The following is a 26,413-nucleotide window of genomic DNA, read 5'->3' as shown; positions in this document are numbered from 1 at the left end:
GCCGAGGGTCACTCACGCCGCCGGGAAAATCTTTGCCCGGCGGATGATGATGGAGCCACGATCACCGGCGGCGACATCATTTTCCGGCGGCACGTCGAATTCCAGGAGATCACCGCCATCGGTGCTGGCGATCACCCGGCGCTCTCCCGCCCGGTCGAGAACGCGCGCCACCGAAGCCGGAATGCCCTCATGCAGGTCCTCCCATTCGAGATCGCCGGGACGGGCATAGATATCGACGGCACCATCTCCCTGTCCATAGGAGAAGGGCAGTTCATTGTCGCCGACATAGACCTTGCCGCCACGCGCCACGCCGGAAACCCGGTTGGCATCACCGAGAAAACGCATGACGAACGAACTATTTGGCTGGCGGCACACTTCTTTCGGCGTTCCCTGCTGCACGATCTCTCCCTGGTTGAGAATGACGACACGGTCAGCCAGATCGAGTGCCTCTTCCTGATCATGCGTCACGAAAATCGTGGTGATACCGAGCGCATCATGGATTTCGCGCAGCCAGCGGCGCAGATCACGGCGCACATTGGCGTCGAGCGCGCCGAATGGCTCATCCAGCAGAAGAACTTTCGGATCAACCGAAAGGGCGCGCGCCAATGCCACGCGTTGCCGCTGCCCGCCGGATATCTGCGCCGGAAAACGGTCACCCAGACCGTAGAGTTTGACGAGGTTCAAAAGTTCCGCGACACGGGCGTCAATCGCCGCCTTGTCACGCTTGACCTTTGATACCTTCATACCGAAGGCGATGTTCTCATGCAGCGTCATATGCGGGAAAAGCGCATAATGCTGGAACACGAAACCGACGCCGCGATCGCGCACCGGAATATTGGTGGCGTCCTCGTCCCCAAACAGGATGCGGCCGCCATCGCTATATTCGAGACCGGCAACCATGCGCAAAATCGTCGTCTTGCCGGAGCCGGAAGGCCCGAGCAGCGCCAGAAGCTCGCCGCTTTCGATATCGAGTGAGACATCACGCACGGCGCGGAAAGTATCGAAGGTCTTCACCACATTTTCGAGGCGGATTTTCATGGGAATCAGGTCTCCGTGGCGATGGCGGCATCGCCGTTGGTCTTTTTGCGCCCACGCCCGGCACCGCGCCGCTCCAGCGCCACTTTGGCAATGATGGTGACGACGGCAAGCAAAGCAAGGATCGACGCCGAGGCAAAGGCGCCGGCCGTCTGGTAATCGTGGTAGAGCAGCTCGATATGCAGCGGCAGCGTGTTGGTCTGGCCGCGAATATTGCCTGACACGACCGATACCGCGCCAAACTCACCCATCACGCGGGCGTTGCACAGAACAACACCATAAAGTAGCGCCCATTTGATATTCGGCAGCGTCACCGAAAAGAAGGTGCGCCAGCCGGATGCGCCAAGCGAAGTTGCCGCCTCTTCCAGATCACGGCCCTGCGCCTGCATCAGCGGGATCAGCTCGCGCGCTACGAAAGGTGCCGTGACGAACATCGAGGCGATGACGATGCCGGGCAGCGCGAACAGTATCTTGACGTCGTGCGCATCGAGGAACGGCCCGAACAGCCCCTGCAACCCGTAAACGAACAGATAGGCGACACCGGCGACGATCGGCGAGATGGAGAAGGGTATTTCGATCAGCACCAGCAGGAAACGCCGGCCGGGAAAATCGAACTTGGTGATCGCCCAGGCCGCCGCAACGCCAAAGGCCGTGTTGATGGGCACGGCGATCAACGCCGTCAGCACCGTCAGCATAATGGCGTGGCGGGTGTCGGGATGAGTGATGGTGGCGGAATAGACCTTCCAGCCCTGCGAAAACGCCTCGACGCCGATGATGATCAGCGGGGCGACAACCAGCAGAGCGCCGATGACCAGCACGAAGGCGATCAGGCTGCGGCGAACCCAGTTTGCATCTCCGACGCGTGGCGGCTTGCGGTGTTGGGAAAAGGCGCTCATGTCCTAGCTCCTTACCGTGTAACGCAATGCGCGCGTCTGCAGGTAATTGGTCACGGCCAGCATGACGAAAGCGGTGATGAGCAGTACGGAAGCGATGGCGGCTGCGGCCTGATAATCATATTCTTCCAACCGGATGAAGATCAGCAGAGCGGTGATTTCAGTCGAAAATGGCTGGTTGCCGGCAATGAAGATGATCGCTCCGAATTCGCCGAGGCTGCGGGCGAAGGAAAGCGACAGACCGGCCAGAAGAGCGGGCGTCAAAAGCGGCAGGATGACCTTGCGGAAGATTTCGAGATCCGAACCACCGAGCGACTGCGCCGCTTCTTCCAGCGCCGGATCGAGGTCTTCCAGCACCGGCTGCACGGTGCGGACGATGAAGGGCAGGCTGGTAAAGGCCATCGCCACCATGATGCCAACAGGCGTATAGGCCACCTTGATGCCGAGCGGTGCCAGCAGCGAACCGAACCAGCCATTGCCTGCAAACAGCGTCGTCAGCGCAATGCCGGCGACGGCGGTGGGCAGTGCAAAGGGCAGATCGACGATGGCATCAACGAAACGCCAGCCCGGAAAGCGGTAACGCGTCAGCACCCAGGCGAGCGCCAGCCCGAAAATGACATTGAACAGCGTGGCGGCCAGCGCGCAGAGCACGGTGACGCGATAACTGGCAACGGCACGCGGCGAAGAAATGATTGCCCAATATTCGGCCGGCCCAAGGCTTGCCGCCTTGAACACCAGTGCCGAGAGCGGCAGGAGCACGATGATCGCGACGTAAGTCAGGGTAACGCCAAGGGACAATCTCAGCCCCGGCAGAACATTCCGCTTCAAACCCCCGCCCCCATTTCATCATGAAGCGACCCGGCAGTTTCCCGCCGGGTCGTTTTCAAGTTCCGTTTCGTTGTGATTAGCGGCTGCCGTAAAGCGTATCAAGCGTCGCGCCGGATGCAAAATGCTCTTTCTGGATTTTATCCCAGCCGCCGAACACGTCATTGACGTTGACGAGGCGAATGGCCGGAAAGTCACCCTTGAATTCGCCGATGACTTTTTCATCATGCACGCGGTGGCCGAACTGCGCCGCAATGCGCTGGCCTTCTTCCGTATAGAGGAAATCAAGGTAGCTCTTGGCCAGTTCACGCGAACCGCGCTTGTCGACCACCTTGTCCACAACCGCCACCGGGAATTCGGCCAGCAGGCTGACGGAAGGCACGACGCCTTCAACCTTGTCCTTGCCATATTGCTTGGCAATGCCACGGGTCTCGGCTTCGAAGGTGATCAGTACGTCGCCGATTTCACGCTCCACGAAAGTGGTGGTCGCAGCACGGCCCCCGGTGTCGAAAACCGGCGTGTTGTCGAAGATTTTCTTGACGAATTCCTGAACCTTCTTCTCGTCGCCGTTGAACTTCTCCTTGGCGTAAGCCGTGGCGGCGAGATAGGTATAACGGGCGTTACCCGAGGTTTTCGGATTGGGGAAAACGACCTTCACGTCGTCGCGGGCAAGGTCGTCCCAATCCTTGATGCCCTTGGGATTGCCGGCCCGCACGAGGAAGGACGGGAAGGAATAGAACGGCGAAGCGTCGTTCGGGAAATCCTTCTGCCAGTCGGCGGAGACAAAACCCTGCTTCACCAGAAAGTCGACATCGGTCACCTGGTTGAAAGTGACGACATCAGCTTCCAGACCCTCAACGATGGCACGCGCCTGCTTGGAGGTGCCGGCATGCGACTGATCGACAGTGACGCCCGGATGCTGCTTGATGAAAGCCTCGTTCTCGGCTGCAAAAACCTCGCGAGCGACATCGTAAGATGCATTGAGAATGGTGGTCGGAGACTGCGCCTGCGCCGCACCTGCAAAAAGGGCGGCAATGGCAGTGCCGATAATGAGAAGACGTTTCATGAATACCCCCGGAAAATCGAATGGTGCTCAACATAGAGGGCGGAGGCAACTGCGGCGAGAAACAGTCGTGCTTTACCGGATCATGAACTGGAAATTTCACCCAAAGAACAAAATTTCCATAGGCGATAATTTCATATATGGCGACAAGGCGGATTTCTTTTGCGTCGAACTAAAGACGGTGCTCGGGAAACAGGTTGCCTGAATGATCAACAAGGTAGCGTGAAATATCCTCCTCGCGCACCTCCTCCAGCCGCGCCGGTCGCCAGCGCGGATTGCGGTTCTTGTCGACCAAGGCGGCACGCACGCCTTCGTAAAAATCATGCTGGCGCAATATCTCGGTGCCGGCGGCAAACTCCCGTTCCAGACACTCGATCAGGCTCGCACTTTCGCGGCCAAGGCGCAGAAGCTTCAGTGTCAATTTTAGGCTGGTGGGAGAACGTTTTTGCAGAACTTCAAGCGTTTCTCGCGAAAAGGCATCATCGCGCATCGAAAGCGCTGCGAAAATCTCCTCGACGGTATCGAAACGGAATGTCGCATCGATGACCTCCCGGTTTTTAGCCAGCACGCTTTCACCCGCTTCGATGGCATAGGCCGCTATCGCCGCCTCCACGCCTTCGACATCCGTCGTTTGCGACAGATCCTGCATCAGAGCTTCGAGACGGTCCGAAGGGAGGAAATAATCGGCAAACCCGGCATAGATCGCGTCGGCAGCGTTAACGGCGTTGCCGGTTAGCCCGAGCCACGTGCCGCATTCGCCTCGCGCCTTCGGCAAAAGCCAGGAGCCGCCAACATCCGGGAAATAACCGATACCCGTTTCCGGCATGGCAAGCCTTGTCCGCTCGGTGACGATGCGGTGGCTGCCATGAGCGGAAATACCGACACCACCTCCCATGACGATGCCATCCATCAACGCCACATAGGGTTTGCCAAAACGGGCGATCCGATAGTTGAGCGGGAATTCTTCGCGCCAGAAATCAAGCACCTGCGGGTCACCCGCCTTGCCGAGATCGTGAATGATGCGGACATCACCCCCGGCACAGAGCCCTTTTTCGCCCTCCCCCCTCAGCACGACGCAGGATATGCCGGGGTCGTCCTCGAAACGCTGCAGCGCCTGAAACAGGGCACGCACCATCGGCAATGTCAGGCTATTGATGGCTTTCGGACGGTTAAGGCTGATGATGCCGGCCCCGTGCCGTTTCTCGACGATGACCTGCACCTCCGCTTCGGTTCCCAGTTCCAATCTCGCCTCCTCCGCTGCCAGTTATCCACCCATCTTGGCGGCCCTCGCGCAATCACGCAACGTTGATCTTCTCGTATGGGAACGTCTTTCGCTTAAACCGCTTTCCCAAGCGTAAAATGCCTGAAATCCGCTTTCGCAATGCAGCATGTTTGCTTGACGCCCGGAAGATCATGGCATGTAATGGGTCCTGGAAATGCCGGCATTGGTTCCTGTCGAGCGTGTGCCGGACCAAGCGGAATGTCGCCTTCTCAAAGGCGCTGTAAACAGCAACGGGAGACGAGCATGCAGGTTTCGGAAAACGAGTGGATCAGCAAACGTGCCTATACACTCTGGGAAAAGGAAGGCCACCCCCACGGCCGCGATGCGGCACATTGGGAACAGGCAAAACATGAATTTTCACTTCTGAAGACATCGGAAGCAACAAAACCGGCGCAGCGCAAGAAGGCAGCTCCCAAAGCCGTCTCCGCTGAGGCCGCAGCACCGGATGCAGAAGCCCCGGCGAAACCCAAAGCCCGCGCTCGCAAGGCCGCCGCCGCGAAATAAAGACCTCCCACATAGTCATCTGAAGCAGCAAATGAAAAAGCCCGACGAAATCTCGCCGGGCTTTGTCTGTTTAGCGTGCGTCGCAGCCCGGATCGCCAATCCGGCAACCGCCCTGGAAGTTTTCCGAGCCAGGCGCGCGGCGCTGCTCGTCCCATTGGCGGCGTTCGGGGCGGCGCTGGCCCTCATCCTGATTTGCCTGACGGTCGCGGTTGCGGTCCCGGTTATCGTCTTCGGCGCGGGGGCGATTGTCCTCGCGGCGCGGTCTGTCGCCCTGATTTCTGTCACCCTGATTACGATCGCCCTGGTTCCAGTCGCCATAACGGCGCTCCCAGCGGCCATCATTCGGTCCGCCACCCTGGCGCGGATCACGTGATTCATCGCGGCGACCGTCGCGCCAGTCATCCCGGCGACCGTCACGCCAGTCGTCCCGGCGGCCATCACGCCACTCGTCGCGCGGACGCGGACGATCCCAGTCTGCGCGCGGCGGAGGTGCGACATTCCAGTAACCGCCGGAAGGACGACGCCAGCGATCACGCTCGCGGTAAAAATCGCGGTCGCGATAATAGCGGTCCCAGTACCGGCCGGCTTCGAAGGTGATGATCGGCACGCCGAGATCGCGGTAGTAGCGCGGCTCGACATAGACCCGGTTCTGCCGGTAGGTGGTTTGAATATAACGCCCGGCAACCCAGCCGCGACCGGCTACAAAGGAAACATCGCACCAGGGCGTATCGGACAGGCAGCCATGCACCGTGAGCGGTGCGCCGTTCGGGATCACGACGACGGCCGGGTAAGCCGTGCTCGGGCCGGAGCGCATATTCACGTTCGCTGTGGCAAAGCCGCGCGTCGCGGCTTCGGCAAGTGCCGGCGCAGCGAGCATGGCCACCAGCGCAATTGCGCCAAACAATTTTCTCTTCACTTCTTTCTCCTCAAGCAAAGGCCCGCTTTGCCCTTGTCGGCATCCATCTTTTTCGATGGACGAGTATGCGTTCCGCATACTGCCACGATCGGAAAATACGCGTCTCTCCATGAACGCAGCATGAAACAAATGAGGCGCCGTATCAGTTCCACCTGCGGCATTGCGCCCCCGACAAATTGCCAGCGGAATTGCCCGTCGGTCTTGACTTCGGGGGGCAATCATCCGACTTCAGTGCAACAGCAATATGGAGCAGAACCATGAGCGAAACCGCACAGACGACCGTCGACCAGAGCGAAGTGGATCGTTTCTCCGCGATGGCTGCCGAATGGTGGAGCCCGACGGGCAAGTTCCGCCCGCTGCACAAGTTCAATCCCGTGCGGCTGGAATATATCCGCAACCGCGTCTGCGAGAATTTCGGCCGCGACCCGAAGGCGCATCGCCCGCTGGAGGGGCTGCGCGTGCTGGATATCGGCTGCGGCGGCGGCCTGCTTTCCGAACCCGTAGCGCGCATGGGCGCCACCGTGGTGGGCGCAGATCCCTCGGAGAAGAATATCGGAATCGCCTCCACCCATGCGCGTGAAAGCGGCGTCACCGTCGATTACCGCGCCGTAACCGCCGAACAATTGCAGGAAGCGGGCGAAACCTTCGACGTCATCCTCAACATGGAGGTTGTGGAGCATGTGGCCAATGTCGATTTCTTCGTCACCACCTGCGCCAAAATGGTGCGCCCCGGCGGGCTGATGTTTGCCGCCACCATCAACCGCACGCTGAAGGCCCGGGCACTCGCCATCTTCGCCGCCGAAAACGTGCTGCGCTGGCTGCCGCGCGGCACCCACCAATATGAGAAGCTGGTTCGCCCGGAAGAGCTTGAGCGGCCGATGGTTGCAAGTGGCATGGATATCATCCACCGCACCGGCGTCTTCTACAACGTGCTGCAGGATCGCTGGAATCTCTCGCCGGATATGGACGTCAACTACATGATGCTGGCGAAACGGCCGGCATAAATCGGCATTCACACTGGGATAGCCTGCACCGCAGACAGCAGTTCCTTTTGCCCGGCAGCATTTCTTGCAGCGATCTTCCGGACCTCGGCCCGGTCGATTTCAATCGGAGTTCCGTTCGCCGCGAAAGGCCGCTTGAAATTGAACGCCTGTAGCGACGGGCCATGGTCGTGCAGATGTTCGAACCTTCTGACGGCATCTGTCCAGAGGGGATTATCTGCCGCATCCACCCACCATAGAACAAGCGGCGGCCATTTCTGCGGAGTATTCCAGTTGCGTCCATGCTTCAGGGCCTCCGCATGCACGCCGGAGTAGGAATACGCCATCAGCGATTCAAGATCGCGCCAGAGCGAAAAGGACGAAACACCGCTTGTCGCGCCGTTTTCCTGCAGGAAACGCGGGAAGACCTGCACGCCCCAGCTCGCGGGTCCGGGTTCGCCTTCGTAGCCGGACCGATCGATGAAACCTTCCGCGCGTTCGGCGGCCACGAAATTCAAAGGTTCGCGCCGGGCAAATCCGGCAACAGCAGGATCATCATAGGCGGCAATCTGTATTCCGAAATTATAGATTGCGACCCGCATAGAAAAACTCAGTTTATGTCGTCAGGTAACGACGGCAGCGGCGCGATTTCGATGCCCTCGTCCAGCAGGGCCTTGGCTTCCTGCACGGAGGCATTGCCGATGATGCCGCGCTCATCCGCCTCACCATAATGGATTTTGCGGGCCTCTTCAGGGAATTTATCGCCGACATCCTCCGCATTGGCGCGAATATTGGCTACGGCCTCGCGGATTTTCGCAATCGCTTCCTTTTTCGCCGTGTCCATGGCGAGTGTCTGGCGTTCATCCTTCTTGCGAGCGGTGGAGACCGACGGCGCCATCAGAAGTTTGGAGACCTGCACGGAATTACAGACCGGACAGGTCAGCAAGCCGCGCTGCAACTGATTATCGAAATCGTCGCTACCGGCAAACCAGCCTTCAAACTCATGGCCTTTCTCGCAGGCCAGCGCATAACGGATCACGCCGCCTCACCTCCGGCAGGTTTCAGGGGAATAACCGTATCCAGCCCGAACTCGCGGGCATTGCGCAGATTGGGAATTTTTCCGCGTGCGGCCGCCACCAGCGCCGTATCGATCTCGGCGAAGATGATCTCCTCCCCGCCGCCGCCGGCAATGGCCAGAACCTTGCCCCAGGGGTCGATGATGATGGAATGGCCGAAAGTCTCACGTCCATCCTCATGCACCCCGGCCTGTGCGGCGGCGATGACGAAAGCGCCGTTTTCAATGGCGCGGGCGCGCAGCAGAACTTCCCAGTGGGCTTCCCCCGTCTGGCGGGTGAAGGCGGCGGGCACCGTCAGAACTTCGGCACCGGCCAGCGCTTCCGCCCGGAAAAGCTGCGGGAAACGGACGTCATAGCAGATGGCGAAGCCGAATTTTGCCAAGGGGAGTTCGGCGACACGCGCCACTTCGCCGGGCTCGTAGGCAGCGCTTTCGCGCCAGCTTTCGCCATTGTCGAGATCGACATCGAACATGTGGATCTTGTCATAGCTGCAGACGCGCGAGCCATCCGGCGCGAAGAGAAACCCGCGATTGGCAATCTTGCCATCTGGCCTGGCAATCGCCGTCGAGCCAATATGGACATGGATACCGAGTTCGCGTGCCAGCCGTGCGGCAGTCGCAACGATGATATCGCCATCGTCATCGCGCAGCTGGGCGCGGAGCGCCTGCCTGTCTTTCTGGATCGCGCCGGTCATTTCCGGGGTCTGGACATAAACAGCGCCTTCCGCCGCAGCGGCACGCAGCAGCCGTTCCATATCGGCGGCGTTTTTCGCCGGATCAACGCCCGAGCGCATCTGGATGGCGGCAGCCTTGAAACTCATCACATCCTCCGTCGATCGGGCCGATCAGGCGGCCAGCATCGCGTCCAGTTTGCCAGCACGCTCCAGGGCGTGCAGATCATCGCAACCGCCCACAAGCTCGCCATTGATGAAGATTTGCGGAAAGGTCGTTCCGCCGGATTTCTCGATCATTTCCTGCCGGTATTCCGGGGTTGTGGTCGCGTTATATTCCGCATAGTCAACGCCCTTGCTGTCAAGCAGCGCCTTGGCGCGCGCGCAATAACCACAAAAATCCCGCGTATAGATCGTTACCGGTGCCATGTCTTTCAAAGCCTCGCAAACGTGCGATCAAACGCACGGTTTCCTCACGTTATCAAGGCTTCATATAGGCCCGGAAATGGCCATTGCAAAGGTCAAAACTGTCACATCCGCGGCACCTGCCTTGCGCAGGGCGCGGCTTGCCGCACCCACCGTCGCTCCGGTCGTATAGACGTCGTCCACCAGCACCACGCGCTTGCCATGAACATCGTTTTCCCGACCGGGCGCAAACGAGAAAGCGCCGCGCACATTATCCCGCCGGGCAAGAGCGGAGAGCCCTACCTGGCGCTCTGTCGGCTTCACGCGCAACAGCGTGCCGGCGAGCAGAGGTTTGCCGGCGACCCCCGCCAGATGCCGCGCCAGCTCGGCGGATTGATTAAAACGACGGCGCAGGAAACGGTGACGATGCAAGGGCACGGGCACAACACAATCGCAGGCATCCACCGTTCCGTCGCTTGCCCGCAGCATCCACAGCGCCATCAACCGGGCGAGATCGGTGCGGTCCTGATATTTCAGGCGATGCACCAGCTTTCGGGCAGTGCCTTCATGGCTGGCGACGGCGCGCAGGCGATCAAAGGGTGGCGGATCGGCAATGGCCTGCGCACTGACAACGCCTTCGCCGTGATCACGCGAAAAGGGGATACCCAAAACCTGGCAGAAAGGCCGTTCGATGAAGGCAACCTCCCGCCAGCAATCGGGACACAACGCCCCCTCGCCGCCCGTCATGCGATTGCAGCCAGCGCAGGTGGGCGGATAAACCATGCGGAAGGCCGCGCGCAACAGACCACGGGCAGCGGCCGGCACGGTGGCGGACTTCGACAGCAATCCCGAAAACAGATCGTCACCAGCACCCATGAGGTTGACTTTAGCGCCGAACGGGTGCCTTTGCGAGAGCGATATGGTCCGGCCAGATACCGGAAAACGATGCCCCAAGGGGCATGACAGCAAAGATACGGCCCGCCGATCCCGAAGGCGCTATTGGCCGAGCAGGCAAGACGATGGATATTCTCTTTGACCAGGCCCTGATCGAACAAAACCGCCGCCGGGCATGGAACCGGCGTGACGACAAGGCCCTGTTTCTTCTCGATATGGCAGCTGAAGAACTCGCCGACAGGCTGGCCATCGTCGAGCGCCAATTCGAGACCGCGATCGAACTGCATGGGGGAACCGGCATCACCGCGCAGCGCCTGGCTGAAACGGGCAAGGTGGAGGCAATCCGCCGTATCGAGACCGAGAGCTGTTTTGCGACGGATGGGAATATTCCGCAGGCAGCCTCAATGGAGCATCTGCCGCTTGAGGAAGCTTCCGCCAACCTCGTCGTTTCACCGCTTGCCCTGCATCTGACCAACGATACGCCCGGCGCGCTGATCCAGATCCGGCGAGCATTGAAGCCGGATGGCCTTTTTCTCGGCGCCATTCCCGGCAGCGGCACCTTGCATGAACTGCGCGACGTGCTGTTGACGGCGGAGGCGGAACTGACCGGTGGTGCCAGCCCGCGCGTCATTCCCTTCGCCGATGTCCGTGATGTCGGGGCGCTATTGCAACGCGCCGGTTTTGCGCTTCCGGTCACCGACTCGGAAACCTATACGGTGCGGTACGATTCGATTTTCCCGCTGATGCGCGACCTGCGCGCCATGGGCATGGCCAATCCCCTGGCAAGCCGCAGCCGGAAACCGCTCAACCGCGCGTTTTTCCTGCGGGCAGCGGAGCTTTACGCCGAACGTTATTCCGATCCGGACGGACGGATAAGGGCGACTTTTTCCATTATCTATGTTTCGGGCTGGGCGCCGCATGAGAGCCAGCAGAAACCGCTGAAGCCCGGCTCCGCCAAGGTGCGTCTGGCCGATGCGCTGAAGACAACCGAGGTGAAACTGTCCTGAGCGCTTGCCCCAGCACTTTCAACTGTTGGCGAAAGTATCGGCGATAAACTTGAAAACCGTGTTGATGTTGCTGCCGATGGTGCCGGCGCCAGCGATGAGTGCCGCGGAAATCACCCCGACGATCAGACCGTATTCGACTGCGGTAGCCCCGTCTTCGTTTTTGCAGAAATCGATAAAAGAACGCAGCACAGGATATTCCCCATCCGCCATCCGGTTTATCCCCCCGGCCGGCACTATGCTTTATTGAAATCGAATATATCTTAAGACGACCAGTGTGAGGAATCGGTTACCGATGATGGTAAACGATCAGCAACCGCTATCGTTGTTATAACCGGTCACGACGCAGGGCATTTCCGGCATCGGCTGGGTTATGCTGCGGCGGATGGAATAGGTCTTGCCCGTATCCGTCTTCTTGATCGAGCCGGTGCTGATCATGTCATAATTGTCGGGAAACTGTGCCACGCGGGTGGATGATTTTCCGGCAAGCATGGGGGTGATGATCAGGGAAAGCGCGATAACGGCCGTGCCGAAAAGCAGCGCTACATTTAGAACGCCGGTGCGACGGGATTTATCGGAATAAGAGTGACGACCTTCCACCGTCTTCCAGAAATCCTCGTTCATGACCAACCTCGTCTCGCGCAGTTTACCGCTTCTTTAGATTAACAATCTGCCAGAGGGTGCTGAACGATCTCTTAACGCAGCCCCGTTTTGGCACGGCAAAGCGGGCTTGCAAGGGCATTTTCACGAAGCTGTGACGGCATAGGGGGCAGGCGCCGCCTTAAAGCAGATCCTGCAGGAAAGGGATCAGCGGCTCATCGGCCGGCGGCATGGGGTAATCGCGCAGGGCCTGCGGCTTCACCCATTTGAGCGACTGCCCTTCCCGCCCGTGCGGGATGCCTTCATAACGACGGCACACATAGAGCGGCATCAGCAGGTGAAAGGTCTCATAAGTATGGCTGGCGAAGGTCAGCGGTGCAAGGCAGGCGACCTTGGTCTTGATACCCAACTCTTCGTCCAATTCGCGGACAAGTGTCTCTTCCGGCGTCTCGCCGTGCTCCACCTTGCCGCCTGGAAATTCCCACAGGCCGGCAAGAGACTTACCTTCCGGCCGCTGCGCCAGAAGGATGCGACCGTCCTGATCGAGAAGCGCGCAAGCAGCGACCAGCAGGATTTTTTTGCCCGCCTCACTCATTCTTCAGCACCCTTGTCCTCAGCACCCTTGTGCCAATAGCGGTAACGATAAGCCTCGGTGAAACCGAATTTTTCATAGAGCGCAATCGCGGCCGCGTTGGTGGAAACCACCTGCAACCATGCACTTTTTGCGCCGCTGATTCTCGCCCAGCGCAACGCCGAGGCTAAAATCTGCGTGCCGAGACCCTTTTGTCGTTGCGACTTGTCAACATCGAGGGAGATGATGCCGGCAAGATCGTTATCCTGAACGCAGATAACAGTGGCAAGCGGGCTGCCCTCAACTTCTTCGTTGATGAACAGGCCGAGTGTCGGCTTGATGGAACTGACGATCTCGGCAATCGCCGGACGCAGGGACGCATCGCCATCGCTGACCTTGAGGCTGGCTTCCACAAAACGGCCGATATCGTGGCTCGGCAGGCTGACTAGCGTCTCCGGAAGCTCCATTCCGGAAAGATCGGCCGTCATCACCTTGACTTCCTCGAACACGGACCAGCCGTCCTTGACCAGAAAGTCCTTCAGTTGCGGCGGCATCAGCGTCGTTTCGCGCACCACCAGCGGGCGGCCGAAATCCTCAAAACGCTTGCGCGCCTTCTCCAGCCGCACCGCGCTGTTGCCATAATCCGACGGATCGAGCGGCACCACGCAGTTGATACGCTTGGATGGATGTGAACCCGTCAGGCGGATTTGCCAGCTGCCGTCATAAATCACCGACGAGGCAGGCCATGCCCGGAAGCTGACGGCTTCCAGACGGCGAACCAGCGGCAGATTGACGGCCTTGTTGTCCTGCATTTTCTTCGGCTCCAACGGTCAGCTCCGGTAGTCGCCGTTGATCGCAACATATTCCTTGGTCAGATCGCAGGTCCAGACCGTGGCCGTACCCTCACCGAGACCGATATCCACCTTCACCGGAATGTCTTCCAGCCGCATCACGGCGGTGGTCTCCGCTTCCGAATAATCCGGGTCGCGCTCACCATTCACGGCCACGCGCACGCCGCCGAACCAGATGGCGAGGCGGTCACGATCAGCCATTTCGCCGGACTTGCCGACGGCCATGACGACACGGCCCCAATTGGCGTCTTCGCCGGCAACGGCGGTCTTCACCAGCGGCGAATTAGCGATGGAAAGGGCTATCTTCTTGGCAGCGGCATCGTTTTCCGCACCCGTGACGGTGACTTCCACCATCTTGCGCGCGCCTTCGCCATCGCGAACAACCTGCAACGCCAGATCCTTCAGGAGATCGTTCAGTGCGGCGCGGAAGGAGGACAGGCGCTCGTCATCGGCGCTCGTTACCTTCACCTGGCCGTCTTCGGCCGCCGCACCCGTGGCAAACAGCATCAGCGTGTCTGACGTGGATGTGTCGCTATCAACAGTCACGGAATTGAAGGTTGGGCCGACACCGGCGGAAAGCAGGGATTGCAGGACGGCAGGCTCAATATCGGCATCCGTCACCACAAAAGAGAGCATCGTCGCCATATCGGGGGCAATCATGCCCGCCCCCTTGGAAATACCATTGATCGTCACGATCACGCCGCCGATTTCGGCGGTGCGGGTCGCGACCTTGGGGTAGGTGTCGGTGGTCATGATCGCCTTGGCAGCTTCCTGCCAGAAATCGGCTTCCGCCCTGACATTCATGTCGCCGAGAACACCGGCAAATTTCGAGGCATCCAGCGGCTCGCCGATCACGCCCGTCGATGCCAGGAACACTTCACCCTCAGAGCAGCCGACGGCAGCGGCGGCGGATTTCGCCGTCAGCTCGGTCGCGGCCTTGCCCTTGACGCCGGTAAAGGCATTGGCATTGCCGGAATTGACCACCACGGCACGCGCTGCGCCGCCGCCGAGATTGGCGCGGCAGAAATCAACCGGAGCCGAGGGGCATTTCGATTTGGTGAAGACGCCCGCCACGCTTGCCGGCTTGTCGAACACCATCAGGAGAACGTCGGTGCGGTTCTTGTACTTGATGCCGGCGGCGGCCGTCGCCATGCGAACACCACGCAGCGCAGGCATGTCGGGATAGGATTTCGGAGCAAGCGGGGAAACGGCAACGGACATGGGAAGCGCCTGAAATTCTGGAAATGGGAGGTATGGAAGTGCCGGAGATGAAACAGGGCGGCCTCAAAGCCGCCCCGTAACATGGGTCTTTATTACTGCTGCGGCTGCTGAGCCTGCTGTTCCTTCGTGGCTTCGTCGTAGCCCTTCTTCAGCGTCTCATCCATGATTTCGATCTTCTGGTCAGCCTTTGCCTTCTCGATGAGGGCAACGTACTTGTCACGCATGACAAGCTGACGAACCTGCGGCTCGACCTGATCGAAAGCCGGCGGCGGGGCGATGCGCTTGTCTTCAAGCTTGATGACGTGGAAGCCGAACTGCGTCTTGACGGGGGTCTTGGTGTAAGCACCCTTTTCGAGGCCGAAAGCGGCTTCTTCGAATTCCGGCACCATGCGGCCCTTGCCGAACCAGCCGAGATCGCCACCGTCATCCTTGTTGGAATCGGTCGACTTCTCCTTGGCGAGGGCTGCGAAATCCTTGCCCGAATCAAGCTGCTTGATGATGTCCTTGGCTTCATCTTCGCTGGCGACCAGGATATGGGCAGCCTTGATTTCTTCTTCCTGCGGCAGAGCTGCCACTTCCTTGTCGTAGCGTGCCTTCACTTCGTCAGCGGTAACGGCATCGACCACATGCTTGCGGAAATAGGCATTGTGCAGCTCACGGTCCTGGATGAATTCCATGCGCTTCTTGAAATCCTCGGTCTTTTCCAGACCTTCTGCGCTGGCGTTCTTCACGAGAAGCTTGACGTCGATCGCGCCGGAAAGGGCTGCGACCTTCTTCTGCTCGTCGGGAAGCTGCGCGAGCTGCGGATCGAGGTTGCCCATGGCGAGGTCGAGTTCGGACTGGTGGATTTCCAGATCGCCGACCTTGGCGACAACCTTGTCTTCCTGTGCAAAAGCCGGAAGCTGGAGGCCGAGCGTGGCCACAATCACCGCAGCCGCAATTTTATTATAGCGCAACATTTTGAACCTTTCGGGGACAATGCCGGCTCCAGACATGGTTTCCGGCTCTGAAAAAACTTCCAAACACCGGATTGTGGCCATTCTGTAACGGGCAGAACCGTTGACATCATTTGCCCCCCCTCTTATCTGTCACGCAACCTCGCGTCCAGATACGTTGAAGGGCGAAGTCCGTCATTTGTTGCTGAAATCAGCGTGACGGAGAAAAGCGCCCGCGAAAACGGAATTTCAGAAAGGGCCAGTAAGATGGTCAGTCTCGGCGGAATAGCCCGCAAGTTGTTCGGTTCGGCAAATGAACGCCGCGTCCGCTCCTATAAAAGCAAGATCGCAGCCATCAATGCGCTGGAAGAGGCCACCAAGGCCTTGTCCGACGAAGCGCTGGCGGCAAAGACGGCGGAATTCCGCCAGCAGCTTGCCGATGGCAAGACGCTGGATGACCTGCTGATCCCGGCTTTCGCCGTCGCCCGAGAGGCGTCGCGCCGCGTTCTGCACATGCGCCCCTTCGACGTGCAGCTGACCGGCGGCATGATTCTTCATGGCGGCGCCATCGCCGAAATGAAGACCGGTGAAGGCAAAACGCTGGTGGCGACCCTTGCGGTCTACCTCAACGCGCTCGCCGGCAAGGGCGTGCATGTCGTTACCGTCAACGACTATCTCGCCAAGCGCGACGCCGCCACGATGAGCAGGCTCTACGGCTTCCTCGGGCTGACGACCGGCGTCATCGTGCACGGTCTGGACGACGACCAGCGCCGCGAGGCCTATGCCTGCGACATCACCTACGCGACGAATAACGAGCTCGGCTTCGATTATCTGCGCGATAACATGAAATACGACCGCGCCCAGATGGTGCAGCGCAGCCATAATTACGCGATCGTCGACGAAGTCGACTCGATCCTCGTCGATGAGGCGCGCACACCGCTCATCATCTCCGGCCCGCTGGACGACCGCTCCGATCTCTACAACACCATCGACGCCTTCATTCCGCTGCTGACACCTGAAGATTACGAAATCGACGAGAAGCAGCGTTCGGCCAACTTCTCCGAAGACGGCACCGAGAAGCTCGAAAACCTGCTGCGGCAGGCTGGCCTGCTGAAGGGCGAATCGCTTTATGACGTCGAGAACGTCGCCATCGTTCACCACATCAACAATGCGCTGAAGGCCCACAAGCTCTTCACCCGCGACAAGGACTACATCGTCCGTAACGATGAAATCGTCATCATCGACGAATTCACCGGCCGCATGATGCCGGGCCGCCGTTATTCCGAAGGTCAGCACCAGGCTCTGGAAGCCAAGGAAAAAGTGCAGATCCAGCCGGAAAACCAGACGCTTTCCTCCGTCACCTTCCAGAATTATTTCCGCATGTATGCAAAGCTCGCCGGCATGACCGGTACGGCTTCGACGGAAGCGGAGGAATTCGGCAATATCTACGGTCTCGATGTCATCGAAGTGCCGACCAACCTGCCGATCCAGCGTATCGACGAGGACGACGAGGTTTACCGCACCGGCGAGGAGAAATTCCTCGCGATCATCACCGAGATCAAGGCGGCGCATGAGCGCGGCCAGCCGGTTCTGGTGGGCACGACGTCGATCGAGAAATCCGAGCTTCTGGCCCATATGCTGCGTCAGTCCGGCTTTACCGATTTCCAGGTTCTGAACGCCCGTTACCACGAGCAGGAAGCCTATATCGTTTCGCAGGCCGGCGTTCCCGGCGCCGTCACCATCGCCACCAACATGGCCGGCCGTGGTACCGACATCCAGCTCGGCGGCAACGTCGACATGCGCCTTGAGCGCGAGCTGGAAGGCATGGAGCCCGGCCCTGAGCGTGACGCGAAGGAAGAGGCTATCCGCGCCGAAATCAAGGTGCTGAAGGAAAAGGCGCTGGCCGCCGGCGGTCTTTACGTCATCGCCACCGAGCGCCACGAAAGCCGCCGTATCGACAATCAGCTGCGCGGTCGTTCCGGCCGTCAGGGTGACCCGGGCCGCTCGAAATTCTATCTGTCGCTGCAGGATGACCTGATGCGCATCTTCGGCTCCGAGCGCATGGACTCGATGCTGCAGAAGCTCGGCCTGAAGGAAGGCGAGGCAATCGTCCATCCGTGGATCAACAAGGCGCTGGAACGCGCCCAGAAGAAGGTCGAAGCCCGCAACTTCGAGACCCGCAAGAACCTTCTGAAATATGACGACGTGCTGAACGACCAGCGCAAGGTGATCTTCGAGCAGCGCCTCGAGCTGATGGAAGCCGACAATATCGGCGAAACCGCAGCCGACATGCGCAACGAAGTCATCGAAACGCTCGTCACCAAGCATGTTCCGGAAAATGCCTATGCCGAACAGTGGGATATTGCCGGTCTGAAGGCTGGTATCGCCCAGTTCCTGAACCTCGACCTGCCGGTGGAGGAGTGGGCCAAGGAAGAAGGCATCGCCGAGGACGACATTCTTCAGCGCGTTACCGAGGCGGCCGACAAATACGCCACCGAGCGTGCGGAACGTTTCGGCCCTGAGATCATGACCTATGTGGAACGTTCGGTCATTCTCCAGACGATCGACCATCTGTGGCGCGAACATATCGTCAACCTCGACCACCTGCGCTCCGTCGTCGGTTTCCGCGGTTACGCCCAGCGTGATCCGTTGCAGGAATACAAGGCGGAAGCCTTCGAGCTGTTCCAGGCACTGCTTGCCAATCTGCGCGAAGGCGTCACCGCCCAGCTGATGCGCGTGGAACTTGTGCAGCAGGAACCGCAGCAGCCGGAACTGCCTGAGATGACCGCACATCATCTCGACCCCGTTACCGGCGAAGACGAGATGGCGCGTGGCGCACCCGTCGCTTTCGTACCGGCCGAGGAACGCGATCCGAACAATCCCGCCACCTGGGGCCGCATCGGGCGCAATGAAATGTGCCCCTGCGGCTCGGGCAAAAAATTCAAGCATTGCCACGGCGTCTACGAACAGGCGTAATTCAGGCCCGCTCACGATGATTATCGCCCGTAACCCCGTGTTACGGGCGATTTTCTTTGCGCCCGTTCATTGCTGTTGACGGATATCAGCGATTTCCAATATGGGAGCCTGACCATCTTCCAGAAAACGCTTTCATGAGCGCATCTGGCCCAGATGGAAGCGTCGGACGGGCTCACGATCTTTGTTTTTGCGCATTTTCCGGACGTACAACCGCTAAGCACTTTTGACGGAAATGCCCCATGGCCCCTCGCGATCTCGCCGCCTATATTTTTCTCGCGCTCGCATGGGGAATGTCTTTCCTGCTGCTTCTGCATGTCGTTGCGGCGTTCGGCTGGATCGGTGCCGTCACGCTTCGCTCGCTTGTCACTGCCGTCACCCTCTTTCTCATCGCGCGGGCCGCGCGCCGCAGGCTCGCATTTTCGGCCAGCTGGCGTGCCTTCACCGTGGTTGGCGCCACAACGGTTGCCGGGCAGCTGATCGGCCTTTCTTATGCGACACCGCTGGTGGGCACTGCCATGGCCGCCATTCTGGTGGCGACAATTCCGCTCTTTTCCATGCTCATCTCACAGATATGGGGGCTTGAGCGGCTGACGCGACAGGGTATTGCCGGCCTTGTCATCGGCTTTGCCGGCATCATCCTGCTCGTTGGTTTTCCCGCCGTTCCCGTCACAACCGGTTTCATCATCGGCTGCGCCGCCGCTGTCGCGGCCTGCATTTGCGCCGCCTATGGCAGCAATTATGCCAGCCGCTACCTGAAAGGCGTCGGCTCCTGGGAAATCACCATCGGCTCCTTTCTGGCGGGTGGCCTGATGACCCTGCCGCTTCTGCTGGCCGTGCCATTGCCCGGAACGCCGGCTCTCATCGACTACGTCTATCTTCTGATACAGGCGGTGGTCATGAGCGGCCTTACCTACATCACCTATTTCCGGCTGGTCTCCACCATCGGCGCGACGAAGACCATCAGCGTTGAATTTGCCGTAACCGTCGTGGCGGTTCTTATCGGCGCTCTGGTGCTGGACGAACCCCTGTCACTTCCCCAGCTTTTGGGCGCAGGCATCATCATTTTGGGCTGCGCGCTCGTGCTTGACCTTTTGCCCAAGAAAAAAGCGCCGCCCACGCCATCCGGCGCATGAAGGGTTTATTAGCGTTTTCCACTAATAGTCGTGGTGGCTACCGCTGATCACGCGTGATCGCGTTTGCGACGCGAGGGGAAAATGCAACCGGGCAAGTCAGATTATGAGCATTATTGGGATCCCTTGCGGGCTCTCCTCATGCTGCTCGGCATTCCCTACCATGCCTCCCTGCTCTACAGCCATGCCCTGCCCTGGGATATCAAGGATTTTGAAACCAGCCCGGTGCTGACGGCACTTGGCGCGGCGCTCGTCACCTTCCGCATGCCGGCGTTTTTTCTGGTGGCCGGTTATTTTTCCGCCATGGTCATCGGCAAGAAGGGCAAAGCGCCGTGGCTCAGGCAGCGTTTCCTGCGCCTTGGGCTGCCCTTCATCGTGGCCGTGCTGATACTGGGGCCGCTGCAACTTTTCCTGCTGCAACTGGCTGGTATCGCCAAGGGTACTATCTCCGCCGACCAGCTGATGCAGAGCCTGCCGGGTCTGCTGCGCCCGAGCGAACAATGGATCATGCATCTGTGGTTCCTGCCTGCCCTCATTGCCTATTCCGTCCTGCTTGCCGGCCTGTTGTTCCTCGCGGAACGCCCGCCACTGGCATATGCCGGAGACTGGTTCGCCAGGGCGCGAACACGTTATCCGGCGCTGTTTTTTTTAGCGCTTTGCGCCTTTCCCGTTTTGTGGGAGCTGGCGGTTTACCTTTCCGGCCTGCTTGCGGGGAAAACCGGAAATGGCCTGTTTATCCTCTATGAACGGGCCTCCGATCCCTATGCGCGTTATCTGCCGTTTTTTCTCATCGGGGCGCTGTTGAACCGAGACCGAGTTCTCTTTCACCGCTTCCGCCAGACGGGACCCCTCACCGGTATCATCGCCTTCGTCACCATCGCAAACGCGGTGACGCTGCGGCTGCAAAACCCCTTTTCCAGTTCAGCCATGCTCGTGCTGGTTTCGACGATTGCGGCGGTGGCGGCAAGCCGCCTGCTGATCGACCTCGCCTGCCGTTATTTCGACAGGCCAAGCCGGATTGCCGGACGGATGACGGATGCCTCTTTCACCATCTACCTGTTTCACCACCCGCTGATTTACGCTTTCGGCACGCTTTTCATCCTGATCTCGCTGCCGCCCATCCTCGAATTTACCATCATCGTCGCGGCGACGACCTTTACGGCCTATCTGCTGCACCAGGTGATACGCCGCAGTCCGCTGGCACTTTTTCTTCTCAACGGCACCCGCAAACCACGGGTGCCAAACGACATCGGGACAGGCGCCGCCGCCTCCCAAACCCTTCGTTAAGGATAAGGCGGTTACAATCCGGCTGCCTATTTAACTGGAAATGATGGCGTGTGGATCATGGCTATCCTCAACACGGCGGAAAAAGCCTTACCCGCAGGCCTGCGCGCGAAGCTCTCGCCGCTGGGAGCAAAAATCGCCGTCCTCGTTTCCGCAAGGGATGATGTCGCGCGCGCCCAGCGCATGGCGCTGGTTGCCTTTGCGGTGCGCATCGTCAGCGCCGGCATCGCCTTCATTTCCCAGATAATCCTCGCCCGCCTGATGGGCGAGTTCGAATATGGCCTCTTCGCCTTCGTCTGGGTTCTGGTGATCCTGTTCGGCAACCTGTCCTGTCTCGGTTTCCACACCACCGTCATCCGCTTCTTACCCGGCTACCGTCTGGAAGACGCTCATGACAAGATCATGGGGCTGACCTCGACAGCACGCATTTTCGCCATGCTGTCGGCCAGCACGCTGGCGCTTTGCGGCTTTGTTTTCCTGTATTTCTTCGGTGAGCGTATCGCCGGCTATTATCTCATTCCCGTTGCACTGGCACTTTTCACCCTGCCGATGGTGGCGCTTGGTGATGTGCTGAACGGCACTGCGCGCGCCAATGGCTGGGCAATATCAGCCCTCAGCCCCACCTATATCGTTCGCCCGGTGCTGATATTGCTGTTCATGCTGGTGGCGATCGGGCTTGGCGCGGAAAAAACCGCGACAACGGCGATGATCACCGCGCTTCTCGCCACCTATGTCACCACGCTGTTCCATTTCGCTTTCCTCAACCGACGGCTCAACCGGAATTTCCGCAGCGTCGCCCGCCGTATCCATTTCAGCCACTGGATGCGGTTTGCCTTTCCCGTGTTCCTGATCGACGGCATCGGCTTCCTGATGACCAATTCCGACGTGGTAATCGTCGGTCTCTATCTGCCGCCGGATCAGGTCGGCATTTATTTCGCGGCGGCGAAAACCATCGTGTTGATGCAATTCGTGTTTTTCTCCGTGCAGGCGGCGGCAGCGCCGCGTCTGGCCGCCCTGATTTCCGCCAATGACCGGCAGGCGCTTGCAGGTTTCGCCAGCCAGGCGGCACGCTGGGCCTTCTGGCCGTCGCTTGCCGTCGGCAGCGTCGTGCTTCTGGCCGGCCCATTCCTGCTGTCATTGTTCGGCCCCGGATTCGTCCAGGGTTATCAGCTGATGTTCTTCCTTTTTGCGGGCTTCCTCGCAAAAGCGCTGATCGGCCCGGGCGAGACCCTGCTGAATATGGCCGGCAAACAAAAATTGTGCGTTGCTCTTTATATTATTATCTTTGGTTGCAACATTGCACTCAACATGGCGCTCATTCCGGTCTATGGTCTGGCAGGGGCTGCGGCAGCGGTCGCAATAGCCATGTGTATAGAAGCTGTGCTATTGCATATTGCCATTCGCCGCACACTCGGGATCGTCCTTTTTGCCTTCAACGATCCCCGGGCGGGTCAAGACACTGGGAAGGCGGTGTAACGATAAGCATGTCCAGCGATCCAAAAAATCCGGATTTTCAGGATCCGCGCATCGCGGCGTTGATGGCGTCGGCGGAGCGTGACCGTCCCGTGGCAGACAGCAGCCGGCGCGTGGGACGCGACGGCCGTGAATTCTGCATCTATCCGGGCCAGCTCGGTTACGACATGCAGGAAGAACTCGATTTCCTGTCCAACCGGGTCATGGAGGCGAATGTCTTCTTCACCGGCCGCCTTCTGGCACCGGCCATGCCGCGTATCGAAGACAAGTCCGTGCGCTTCGCCCTCATTCGCGACGAGAACGGCGCCCGAAGCCGTATGCGCTTTCTGATGCCCTTTACCGTTGAAAAGCCGGGCTTTTCCATCGGACCTTCCATTCTGCGCGTCTGGGCCAATCCGTTCGGTCCGCTCGGCACGCCGCTGGTCGACACCGAGGGGGCTGCGGAAACGCTCGACAATCTTTTCGACGCGCTTTCCGACCGGGAAATGCGGCTGCCGAATGTGCTCGTGCTGCCGGATGTGCGGCTTGAAGGCCCATTCGCCCGCATGTTCAGGGCAATCGCTCTCAGCCGCAACCTGCCGGTGACGACGACGGGCAATTACCAGCGGCCGATGCTGGAAAGCCTTCTGGATGGCGAGGCCTATCTGCGCAGTTCGCTTGCGCCGCATCATCTGCGGGAAATGCGCCGCCAATGGCGTCAGCTCGAAAAACTTGGAGCCATCTCCTACACCGTGACCCGCCAGCCGAAGGACATACGTTATCGGATGGAGGAATTCCTGGCGCTGGAGGCAAGCGGCTGGAAAGGCCGCAAACGCACCGCGCTGGTGAATGACCGTTACCGCGCCGCCTTCGCCCGCGAAGCGATCACCAATCTGGCCGAAGCCGATGCCGTGCGTATCCACACCATCGATCTCAACGGCGCGGCGATCGCATCGATGATCGTCTTCATGACGGCCGGCGAGGCCTATACGTGGAAGACAGCCTTTGACGAGAATTATGCGCAGTTTTCGCCCGGCAAATTGCTGGTGCAGAAACTGACTGACTGGCATCTGGACGATGCCAATATTCTGCGCAGCGACAGCTGTGCGGTGCCTGATCATCCGATCATGAGCCGTTTCTGGCAGGAACGGCAGGAAATGGGCACATTGGTTGTCGGGTTGACGCATAACAGCGACCGGGATGTGCGGCAGGTTTCCACGCAGGTGGATATGTACCGCAACACCCGCAATCTCGCCCGCAGCCTGCGCCAGAAAATCCTGTCCTTCGGACGCAAGGGCAATTAATCGCGAAGGACGCCGGGGCGTCCTTCGGACTATTGTCGTGGCAAAACCTGCGTCAGCGTGACGCCGTCCTGATCATCTTGCACAATTGCGTCAGCGCCACATCATATCCGCCGCCCAGAATATCGGCACAACGGCGGGCGAGCCTGATCTGATCGGTTCGCGACATGTCGTTATAGGCCTGAATGGCATTGCGCATCGCGCCAGGTGACATCTTGCCCGGGTTGCCGGGATTGGACGGGTTGCCCGGGCTTCCAGGGTTTCCGGGATTCCCCGGAGTGCCGGTGGAACCCGAACCGCCAATACCGACGCCGACCCCAAGTCCAAGTCCGCTCGATCCGCCGACATTGGCCCCGACATTGGCATTGATACCGTTGGAGCCGCCAACCGAAGCGTCCACACCGGCGCTGACGCCGCTGGACCCACCGACGGATGCGTTGACATCCGCATTGACCCCGTTGCTACCGCCGACAGACGCATTGACATCCGCGCCCAAACCGCCGCCGCTTCTACCGCCAACGTCGGCACTGGCATTGACGCCATTGCTGCCGCCAACCGAGGCATCGACACCGAGCCCACCGCTGCCATTGTCACCGACACTGGCATTCACCCCGTTTTCGCCGCCGATCCCGATATCCAGCGCATGTGCGTTGACCGGCAAGATAAGGCAGGCAGACAGTAATAAATTGCGAGAAAGCGCCCTCATAATTTCCTCCCTATGAGTTCTGGCTATTCCCGCCCCGCGTGGAAACTCCACGCTGGCATCATAATTCAATTAGTAATTGCGTATATTCTAATTTGTTAGAGGTATCTAATATTACGTTAATGCTGCAACCGCAAGTGTATCGATACGGGACCCACGAACCTTCCCTTCCCTTCATTACCGGGCCAGAACAGACAGGCAATAGCCGCCACAAACACGCGCAAATAAAAAGGATAAATCAGCTTTGGGGTTGCACGCATGGCCTTGCCCGTGATAGACGCCGTGGCATTACCACCGTTGCCCCAATGGCGGAATTGGTAGACGCGCCGCACTCAAAATGCGGTTCCGCAAGGAGTGCTGGTTCGATCCCGGCTTGGGGTACCACTATCTAAAAACAACATTGATTTGCTTATATTTTGTGGGCTTGGTGCGCCCCTAACGAATTTCCCAACCGATTTCATCTCTTGAAACTTAATCTTCTAAATCCGAAAGCGAATTAGTTAAGAATCCGAATCAGATCCCGAAAGGTTTGGCACTGGTCAAATGTTCGATCAACAAGTCGTACAGCAGGAGAGCATGCTTTCCAGAAGGTGCCGTTCGGTGTTTTCATCTCGAAAGACGTTTTCATAGCTAGAAACCGATGCTGCCAACTAAGTTATCAGCCGCCAATTTTGCTCGAAACCAGCGGCCGAAACCCCGTGTCAATTAATATTTGCTCCTACGCGTGAGACGCCACTTTAGAATGGGTAGGAGTTTTCGATTTGCGTCTTATCTCATCTCGTTTGAGATGCTTTAGAACCGCTTTCGCGTAGGATCCTATGTCCACACCAACGCCGAACGCAATCTCCGCTCGCTTTCCATTCACCGCAATAGCCGCAGTAAACATAGCTTGCCCCGGTAATTGGGGTACTTGAACACTTAGCCCACCCTCGGCTACTACCGATTTCGAGCGGAGGAATTTCCCTTCCCAGTCGCCCAACCTAAATACCCGGCCGTAGACTTGTGCGAACCTTTCAAGCGCATCTCCCATGTCTGTTAGATGCATAAAGACTACGTCCTGCGGATACAGACGCCACCAATGGTCAGCGCGAAGTACATCTGCGTCGCGATGGCCGCACACTATGAGGAAATAGGGATCGATACCGTTTTCGGCTCCAAACCATTTACCAAATATAGATGCGTTACCACCAAAAGGTGGAACTGAATCAGCATTAAAATGCGTCTCCAAGGTGGGATGTTTAACTGTACTTACAACCCTACCCGCATCATCAATCCCCCACTTACCCATTCTGCGCTGAAAATCGAGATTCAAGACGACCTTGTAGGCGTCGCCGGGTAGAACTCCCCGCTCCGACAACCGAGCAAACGCCCTACCTTGATCGTCACTGGGAAGCTCTATTTCTTCATCGATCCAATCCGCGACTAGCTCGTTTATCGTCTCTTCATCATCACTCGCAATAATTTCACGAGCTTTTATCTTAAGACGCGCAATTAGCTGCGCGCGCTTCTCTTCTTCGCCATAAAAAGAAGGTGTTGCTGCAGGGTTGTCAGACGACATAAGTGCCAGAGACGCCCTAGCCAAAAAGCCAGCTGCCTGCCGCTCATCCATTCCAGCCAATTCTGCTAAAACCATTATCCTCGTCCCAACTTAGGAAGTTCGATGATGTCAACTTCAGAAAGATCAAGATCGGTTATTGTATATTCCATGCCATGACTTGCGCGCTTATTGCGAGGCACTTCCTTCAAACGTGTCGAAACCACGGGCCTCGGAATTATAAACAATACTGGACGCCAAATTTTAAAACTTGGTGACTTGCACACCGCGTGAATTTCAGCGTGATG

27 protein-coding genes and 1 tRNA gene are annotated in these 26,413 nt (G+C 58.9%); 9 read left to right on the top strand and 19 right to left on the bottom strand.

Annotated features, from left to right (window positions below; genetic code table 11):
• Positions 1–12: 12 nt before the first annotated feature.
• The 5 genes from QSV77_RS15930 to QSV77_RS15910 all read right to left on the bottom strand — a co-directional run bounded on the left by QSV77_RS15930 (position 13) and on the right by QSV77_RS15910 (position 5,059).
• Positions 13–1,038, bottom strand: a complete 1,026-nt coding sequence (locus QSV77_RS15930) for a sulfate/molybdate ABC transporter ATP-binding protein (protein WP_302734221.1) — start codon at positions 1,036–1,038, stop codon at positions 13–15.
• Positions 1,039–1,043: 5 nt separating this feature from the next.
• A complete protein-coding gene (gene cysW / locus QSV77_RS15925) occupies positions 1,044–1,931 on the bottom strand; it encodes a sulfate ABC transporter permease subunit CysW (RefSeq protein ID WP_302734220.1) in 888 nt (295 codons plus the stop codon).
• A gap of 3 nt (positions 1,932–1,934) precedes the next feature.
• The gene (cysT, locus tag QSV77_RS15920; RefSeq protein WP_302734218.1) at positions 1,935–2,756 is read right to left on the bottom strand and encodes a sulfate ABC transporter permease subunit CysT; all 822 of its coding nucleotides are present in this window, start codon (positions 2,754–2,756) and stop codon (positions 1,935–1,937) included.
• 76 nt (positions 2,757–2,832) lie between these two features.
• Entirely contained in the window at positions 2,833–3,819 is a 987-nt protein-coding gene (cysP, locus tag QSV77_RS15915; protein WP_302734217.1) for a thiosulfate ABC transporter substrate-binding protein CysP, read from the bottom strand.
• Between the two features lie 169 nt (positions 3,820–3,988).
• Positions 3,989–5,059, bottom strand: coding sequence for an enoyl-CoA hydratase/isomerase family protein (locus QSV77_RS15910; protein ID WP_302734216.1), 1,071 nt, complete (start codon positions 5,057–5,059; stop codon positions 3,989–3,991).
• A 282-nt stretch (positions 5,060–5,341) separates the two neighbouring features.
• On the opposite strand from QSV77_RS15910, the gene QSV77_RS15905 reads away from it, so the two are divergent.
• Complete coding sequence (locus QSV77_RS15905) at positions 5,342–5,602, top strand: DUF2934 domain-containing protein (protein WP_302734215.1); 261 nt, start codon at positions 5,342–5,344, stop codon at positions 5,600–5,602.
• Positions 5,603–5,672: 70 nt separating this feature from the next.
• Here the strand turns inward: QSV77_RS15905 and QSV77_RS15900 are convergent, their stop codons facing one another.
• Positions 5,673–6,518 (bottom strand): SH3 domain-containing protein, encoded by an 846-nt coding sequence (locus tag QSV77_RS15900; protein ID WP_271361670.1) that lies wholly within the window; start codon positions 6,516–6,518, stop codon positions 5,673–5,675.
• A gap of 257 nt (positions 6,519–6,775) precedes the next feature.
• On the opposite strand from QSV77_RS15900, the gene ubiG reads away from it, so the two are divergent.
• On the top strand, positions 6,776–7,522 hold the full coding sequence (ubiG, locus tag QSV77_RS15895) for a bifunctional 2-polyprenyl-6-hydroxyphenol methylase/3-demethylubiquinol 3-O-methyltransferase UbiG (protein WP_142841419.1): 747 nt from the start codon (positions 6,776–6,778) through the stop codon (positions 7,520–7,522).
• A gap of 8 nt (positions 7,523–7,530) precedes the next feature.
• Here ubiG and QSV77_RS15890 read toward each other — a convergent pair whose 3' ends face one another.
• The 5 genes from QSV77_RS15890 to QSV77_RS15870 are packed head-to-tail and all read right to left on the bottom strand — an operon-like array spanning position 7,531 to position 10,525.
• Positions 7,531–8,100 (bottom strand): DUF3291 domain-containing protein, encoded by a 570-nt coding sequence (locus QSV77_RS15890; protein WP_302734214.1) that lies wholly within the window; start codon positions 8,098–8,100, stop codon positions 7,531–7,533.
• 8 nt (positions 8,101–8,108) lie between these two features.
• A complete protein-coding gene (locus QSV77_RS15885; protein WP_142841421.1) occupies positions 8,109–8,537 on the bottom strand; it encodes a DUF1178 family protein in 429 nt (142 codons plus the stop codon).
• Positions 8,534–9,394, bottom strand: coding sequence for a carbon-nitrogen hydrolase family protein (locus tag QSV77_RS15880; protein ID WP_302734213.1), 861 nt, complete (start codon positions 9,392–9,394; stop codon positions 8,534–8,536). Before QSV77_RS15880 ends, QSV77_RS15885 begins: the two co-directional genes overlap by 4 nt.
• 24 nt (positions 9,395–9,418) lie before the next feature.
• Positions 9,419–9,673, bottom strand: a complete 255-nt coding sequence (grxC, locus tag QSV77_RS15875) for a glutaredoxin 3 (protein ID WP_046801873.1) — start codon at positions 9,671–9,673, stop codon at positions 9,419–9,421.
• A 60-nt stretch (positions 9,674–9,733) separates the two neighbouring features.
• Positions 9,734–10,525, bottom strand: coding sequence for a ComF family protein (locus tag QSV77_RS15870; protein ID WP_302734212.1), 792 nt, complete (start codon positions 10,523–10,525; stop codon positions 9,734–9,736).
• Between the two features lie 143 nt (positions 10,526–10,668).
• Between QSV77_RS15870 and QSV77_RS15865 the strand changes: the two genes are divergently transcribed.
• Positions 10,669–11,550: a methyltransferase domain-containing protein gene (locus tag QSV77_RS15865; protein ID WP_052819071.1), complete on the top strand. Its 882-nt coding sequence runs from the start codon at positions 10,669–10,671 to the stop codon at positions 11,548–11,550.
• Positions 11,551–11,568: 18 nt separating this feature from the next.
• Here the strand turns inward: QSV77_RS15865 and QSV77_RS15860 are convergent, their stop codons facing one another.
• The 6 genes from QSV77_RS15860 to QSV77_RS15835 all read right to left on the bottom strand — a co-directional run bounded on the left by QSV77_RS15860 (position 11,569) and on the right by QSV77_RS15835 (position 15,749).
• Entirely contained in the window at positions 11,569–11,760 is a 192-nt protein-coding gene (locus tag QSV77_RS15860; protein WP_271361676.1) for a Flp family type IVb pilin, read from the bottom strand.
• A gap of 96 nt (positions 11,761–11,856) precedes the next feature.
• A complete protein-coding gene (locus tag QSV77_RS15855; RefSeq protein ID WP_142841425.1) occupies positions 11,857–12,171 on the bottom strand; it encodes a hypothetical protein in 315 nt (104 codons plus the stop codon).
• A 157-nt stretch (positions 12,172–12,328) separates the two neighbouring features.
• Positions 12,329–12,742, bottom strand: a complete 414-nt coding sequence (gene mutT / locus QSV77_RS15850) for an 8-oxo-dGTP diphosphatase MutT (protein ID WP_271361677.1) — start codon at positions 12,740–12,742, stop codon at positions 12,329–12,331.
• Positions 12,739–13,530 carry an N-acetyltransferase gene (locus QSV77_RS15845; RefSeq protein WP_302734211.1) on the bottom strand — a complete coding sequence of 264 codons (792 nt, stop codon included), beginning with the start codon at positions 13,528–13,530 and terminating at the stop codon, positions 12,739–12,741. Before QSV77_RS15845 ends, mutT begins: the two co-directional genes overlap by 4 nt.
• An 18-nt stretch (positions 13,531–13,548) precedes the next feature.
• Positions 13,549–14,790, bottom strand: a complete 1,242-nt coding sequence (gene argJ / locus QSV77_RS15840; protein ID WP_302734210.1) for a bifunctional glutamate N-acetyltransferase/amino-acid acetyltransferase ArgJ — start codon at positions 14,788–14,790, stop codon at positions 13,549–13,551.
• A gap of 92 nt (positions 14,791–14,882) precedes the next feature.
• A complete protein-coding gene (locus QSV77_RS15835) occupies positions 14,883–15,749 on the bottom strand; it encodes a peptidylprolyl isomerase (RefSeq protein ID WP_302734209.1) in 867 nt (288 codons plus the stop codon).
• 243 nt (positions 15,750–15,992) lie between these two features.
• Between QSV77_RS15835 and secA the strand changes: the two genes are divergently transcribed.
• The 5 genes from secA (at position 15,993) to QSV77_RS15810 (ending at position 23,871) form a co-directional block, all read left to right on the top strand.
• Positions 15,993–18,701 (top strand): preprotein translocase subunit SecA, encoded by a 2,709-nt coding sequence (gene secA / locus QSV77_RS15830; protein WP_302734208.1) that lies wholly within the window; start codon positions 15,993–15,995, stop codon positions 18,699–18,701.
• A 239-nt stretch (positions 18,702–18,940) separates the two neighbouring features.
• Positions 18,941–19,834, top strand: a complete 894-nt coding sequence (locus QSV77_RS15825; RefSeq protein ID WP_269699137.1) for a DMT family transporter — start codon at positions 18,941–18,943, stop codon at positions 19,832–19,834.
• An 81-nt stretch (positions 19,835–19,915) separates the two neighbouring features.
• Complete coding sequence (locus QSV77_RS15820) at positions 19,916–21,118, top strand: acyltransferase family protein (protein ID WP_302734207.1); 1,203 nt, start codon at positions 19,916–19,918, stop codon at positions 21,116–21,118.
• Positions 21,119–21,175: 57 nt separating this feature from the next.
• The gene (gene uppV, locus QSV77_RS15815; protein WP_302734206.1) at positions 21,176–22,591 is read left to right on the top strand and encodes a Wzx-type polysaccharide biosynthesis protein UppV; all 1,416 of its coding nucleotides are present in this window, start codon (positions 21,176–21,178) and stop codon (positions 22,589–22,591) included.
• Positions 22,592–22,599: 8 nt separating this feature from the next.
• Positions 22,600–23,871, top strand: coding sequence for a GNAT family N-acetyltransferase (locus tag QSV77_RS15810; protein WP_142841433.1), 1,272 nt, complete (start codon positions 22,600–22,602; stop codon positions 23,869–23,871).
• Between the two features lie 52 nt (positions 23,872–23,923).
• On the opposite strand, the gene uppQ is transcribed toward QSV77_RS15810, so the two are convergent.
• Positions 23,924–24,574: a polysaccharide biosynthesis GNAT family N-acetyltransferase UppQ gene (uppQ, locus tag QSV77_RS15805; RefSeq protein ID WP_302734205.1), complete on the bottom strand. Its 651-nt coding sequence runs from the start codon at positions 24,572–24,574 to the stop codon at positions 23,924–23,926.
• A 296-nt stretch (positions 24,575–24,870) separates the two neighbouring features.
• Here uppQ and QSV77_RS15800 point away from each other — a divergent pair.
• Positions 24,871–24,955 (top strand) — tRNA-Leu (locus tag QSV77_RS15800).
• A 334-nt stretch (positions 24,956–25,289) separates the two neighbouring features.
• On the opposite strand, the gene QSV77_RS15795 is transcribed toward QSV77_RS15800, so the two are convergent.
• A complete protein-coding gene (locus QSV77_RS15795; protein ID WP_302734204.1) occupies positions 25,290–26,204 on the bottom strand; it encodes a hypothetical protein in 915 nt (304 codons plus the stop codon).
• Between the last annotated feature and the right edge of the window lie 209 nt (positions 26,205–26,413).

The sequence above is a fragment of the Agrobacterium sp. V1 genome (genome assembly GCF_030518355.1).
Lineage (GTDB): Bacteria > Pseudomonadota > Alphaproteobacteria > Rhizobiales > Rhizobiaceae > Agrobacterium > Agrobacterium cucumeris.
Note: the sequence above shows the minus strand (reverse complement) of the source record. Positions and strands in the feature narration are given on the sequence as shown.

Coding starts and splice junctions, on each gene's coding strand:
- QSV77_RS15870 (WP_302734212.1), bottom strand. CDS start 10,525: ATGGGTGCTGGTGACGATCTGTTTTCGGGATTGCTGTCGAAGTCCGCC.
- QSV77_RS15825 (WP_269699137.1), top strand. CDS start 18,941: ATGGCCCCTCGCGATCTCGCCGCCTATATTTTTCTCGCGCTCGCATGG.
- QSV77_RS15905 (WP_302734215.1), top strand. CDS start 5,342: ATGCAGGTTTCGGAAAACGAGTGGATCAGCAAACGTGCCTATACACTC.
- QSV77_RS15865 (WP_052819071.1), top strand. CDS start 10,669: ATGGATATTCTCTTTGACCAGGCCCTGATCGAACAAAACCGCCGCCGG.
- secA (WP_302734208.1), top strand. CDS start 15,993: ATGGTCAGTCTCGGCGGAATAGCCCGCAAGTTGTTCGGTTCGGCAAAT.
- ubiG (WP_142841419.1), top strand. CDS start 6,776: ATGAGCGAAACCGCACAGACGACCGTCGACCAGAGCGAAGTGGATCGT.
- QSV77_RS15845 (WP_302734211.1), bottom strand. CDS start 13,530: ATGCAGGACAACAAGGCCGTCAATCTGCCGCTGGTTCGCCGTCTGGAA.
- QSV77_RS15880 (WP_302734213.1), bottom strand. CDS start 9,394: ATGAGTTTCAAGGCTGCCGCCATCCAGATGCGCTCGGGCGTTGATCCG.
- QSV77_RS15795 (WP_302734204.1), bottom strand. CDS start 26,204: ATGGTTTTAGCAGAATTGGCTGGAATGGATGAGCGGCAGGCAGCTGGC.
- grxC (WP_046801873.1), bottom strand. CDS start 9,673: ATGGCACCGGTAACGATCTATACGCGGGATTTTTGTGGTTATTGCGCG.
- QSV77_RS15890 (WP_302734214.1), bottom strand. CDS start 8,100: ATGCGGGTCGCAATCTATAATTTCGGAATACAGATTGCCGCCTATGAT.
- QSV77_RS15820 (WP_302734207.1), top strand. CDS start 19,916: ATGCAACCGGGCAAGTCAGATTATGAGCATTATTGGGATCCCTTGCGG.
- cysW (WP_302734220.1), bottom strand. CDS start 1,931: ATGAGCGCCTTTTCCCAACACCGCAAGCCGCCACGCGTCGGAGATGCA.
- mutT (WP_271361677.1), bottom strand. CDS start 12,742: ATGAGTGAGGCGGGCAAAAAAATCCTGCTGGTCGCTGCTTGCGCGCTT.
- cysP (WP_302734217.1), bottom strand. CDS start 3,819: ATGAAACGTCTTCTCATTATCGGCACTGCCATTGCCGCCCTTTTTGCA.
- uppQ (WP_302734205.1), bottom strand. CDS start 24,574: ATGAGGGCGCTTTCTCGCAATTTATTACTGTCTGCCTGCCTTATCTTG.
- QSV77_RS15810 (WP_142841433.1), top strand. CDS start 22,600: ATGTCCAGCGATCCAAAAAATCCGGATTTTCAGGATCCGCGCATCGCG.
- QSV77_RS15855 (WP_142841425.1), bottom strand. CDS start 12,171: ATGAACGAGGATTTCTGGAAGACGGTGGAAGGTCGTCACTCTTATTCC.
- argJ (WP_302734210.1), bottom strand. CDS start 14,790: ATGTCCGTTGCCGTTTCCCCGCTTGCTCCGAAATCCTATCCCGACATG.
- QSV77_RS15930 (WP_302734221.1), bottom strand. CDS start 1,038: ATGAAAATCCGCCTCGAAAATGTGGTGAAGACCTTCGATACTTTCCGC.
- QSV77_RS15860 (WP_271361676.1), bottom strand. CDS start 11,760: ATGGCGGATGGGGAATATCCTGTGCTGCGTTCTTTTATCGATTTCTGC.
- QSV77_RS15835 (WP_302734209.1), bottom strand. CDS start 15,749: ATGTTGCGCTATAATAAAATTGCGGCTGCGGTGATTGTGGCCACGCTC.
- uppV (WP_302734206.1), top strand. CDS start 21,176: ATGGCTATCCTCAACACGGCGGAAAAAGCCTTACCCGCAGGCCTGCGC.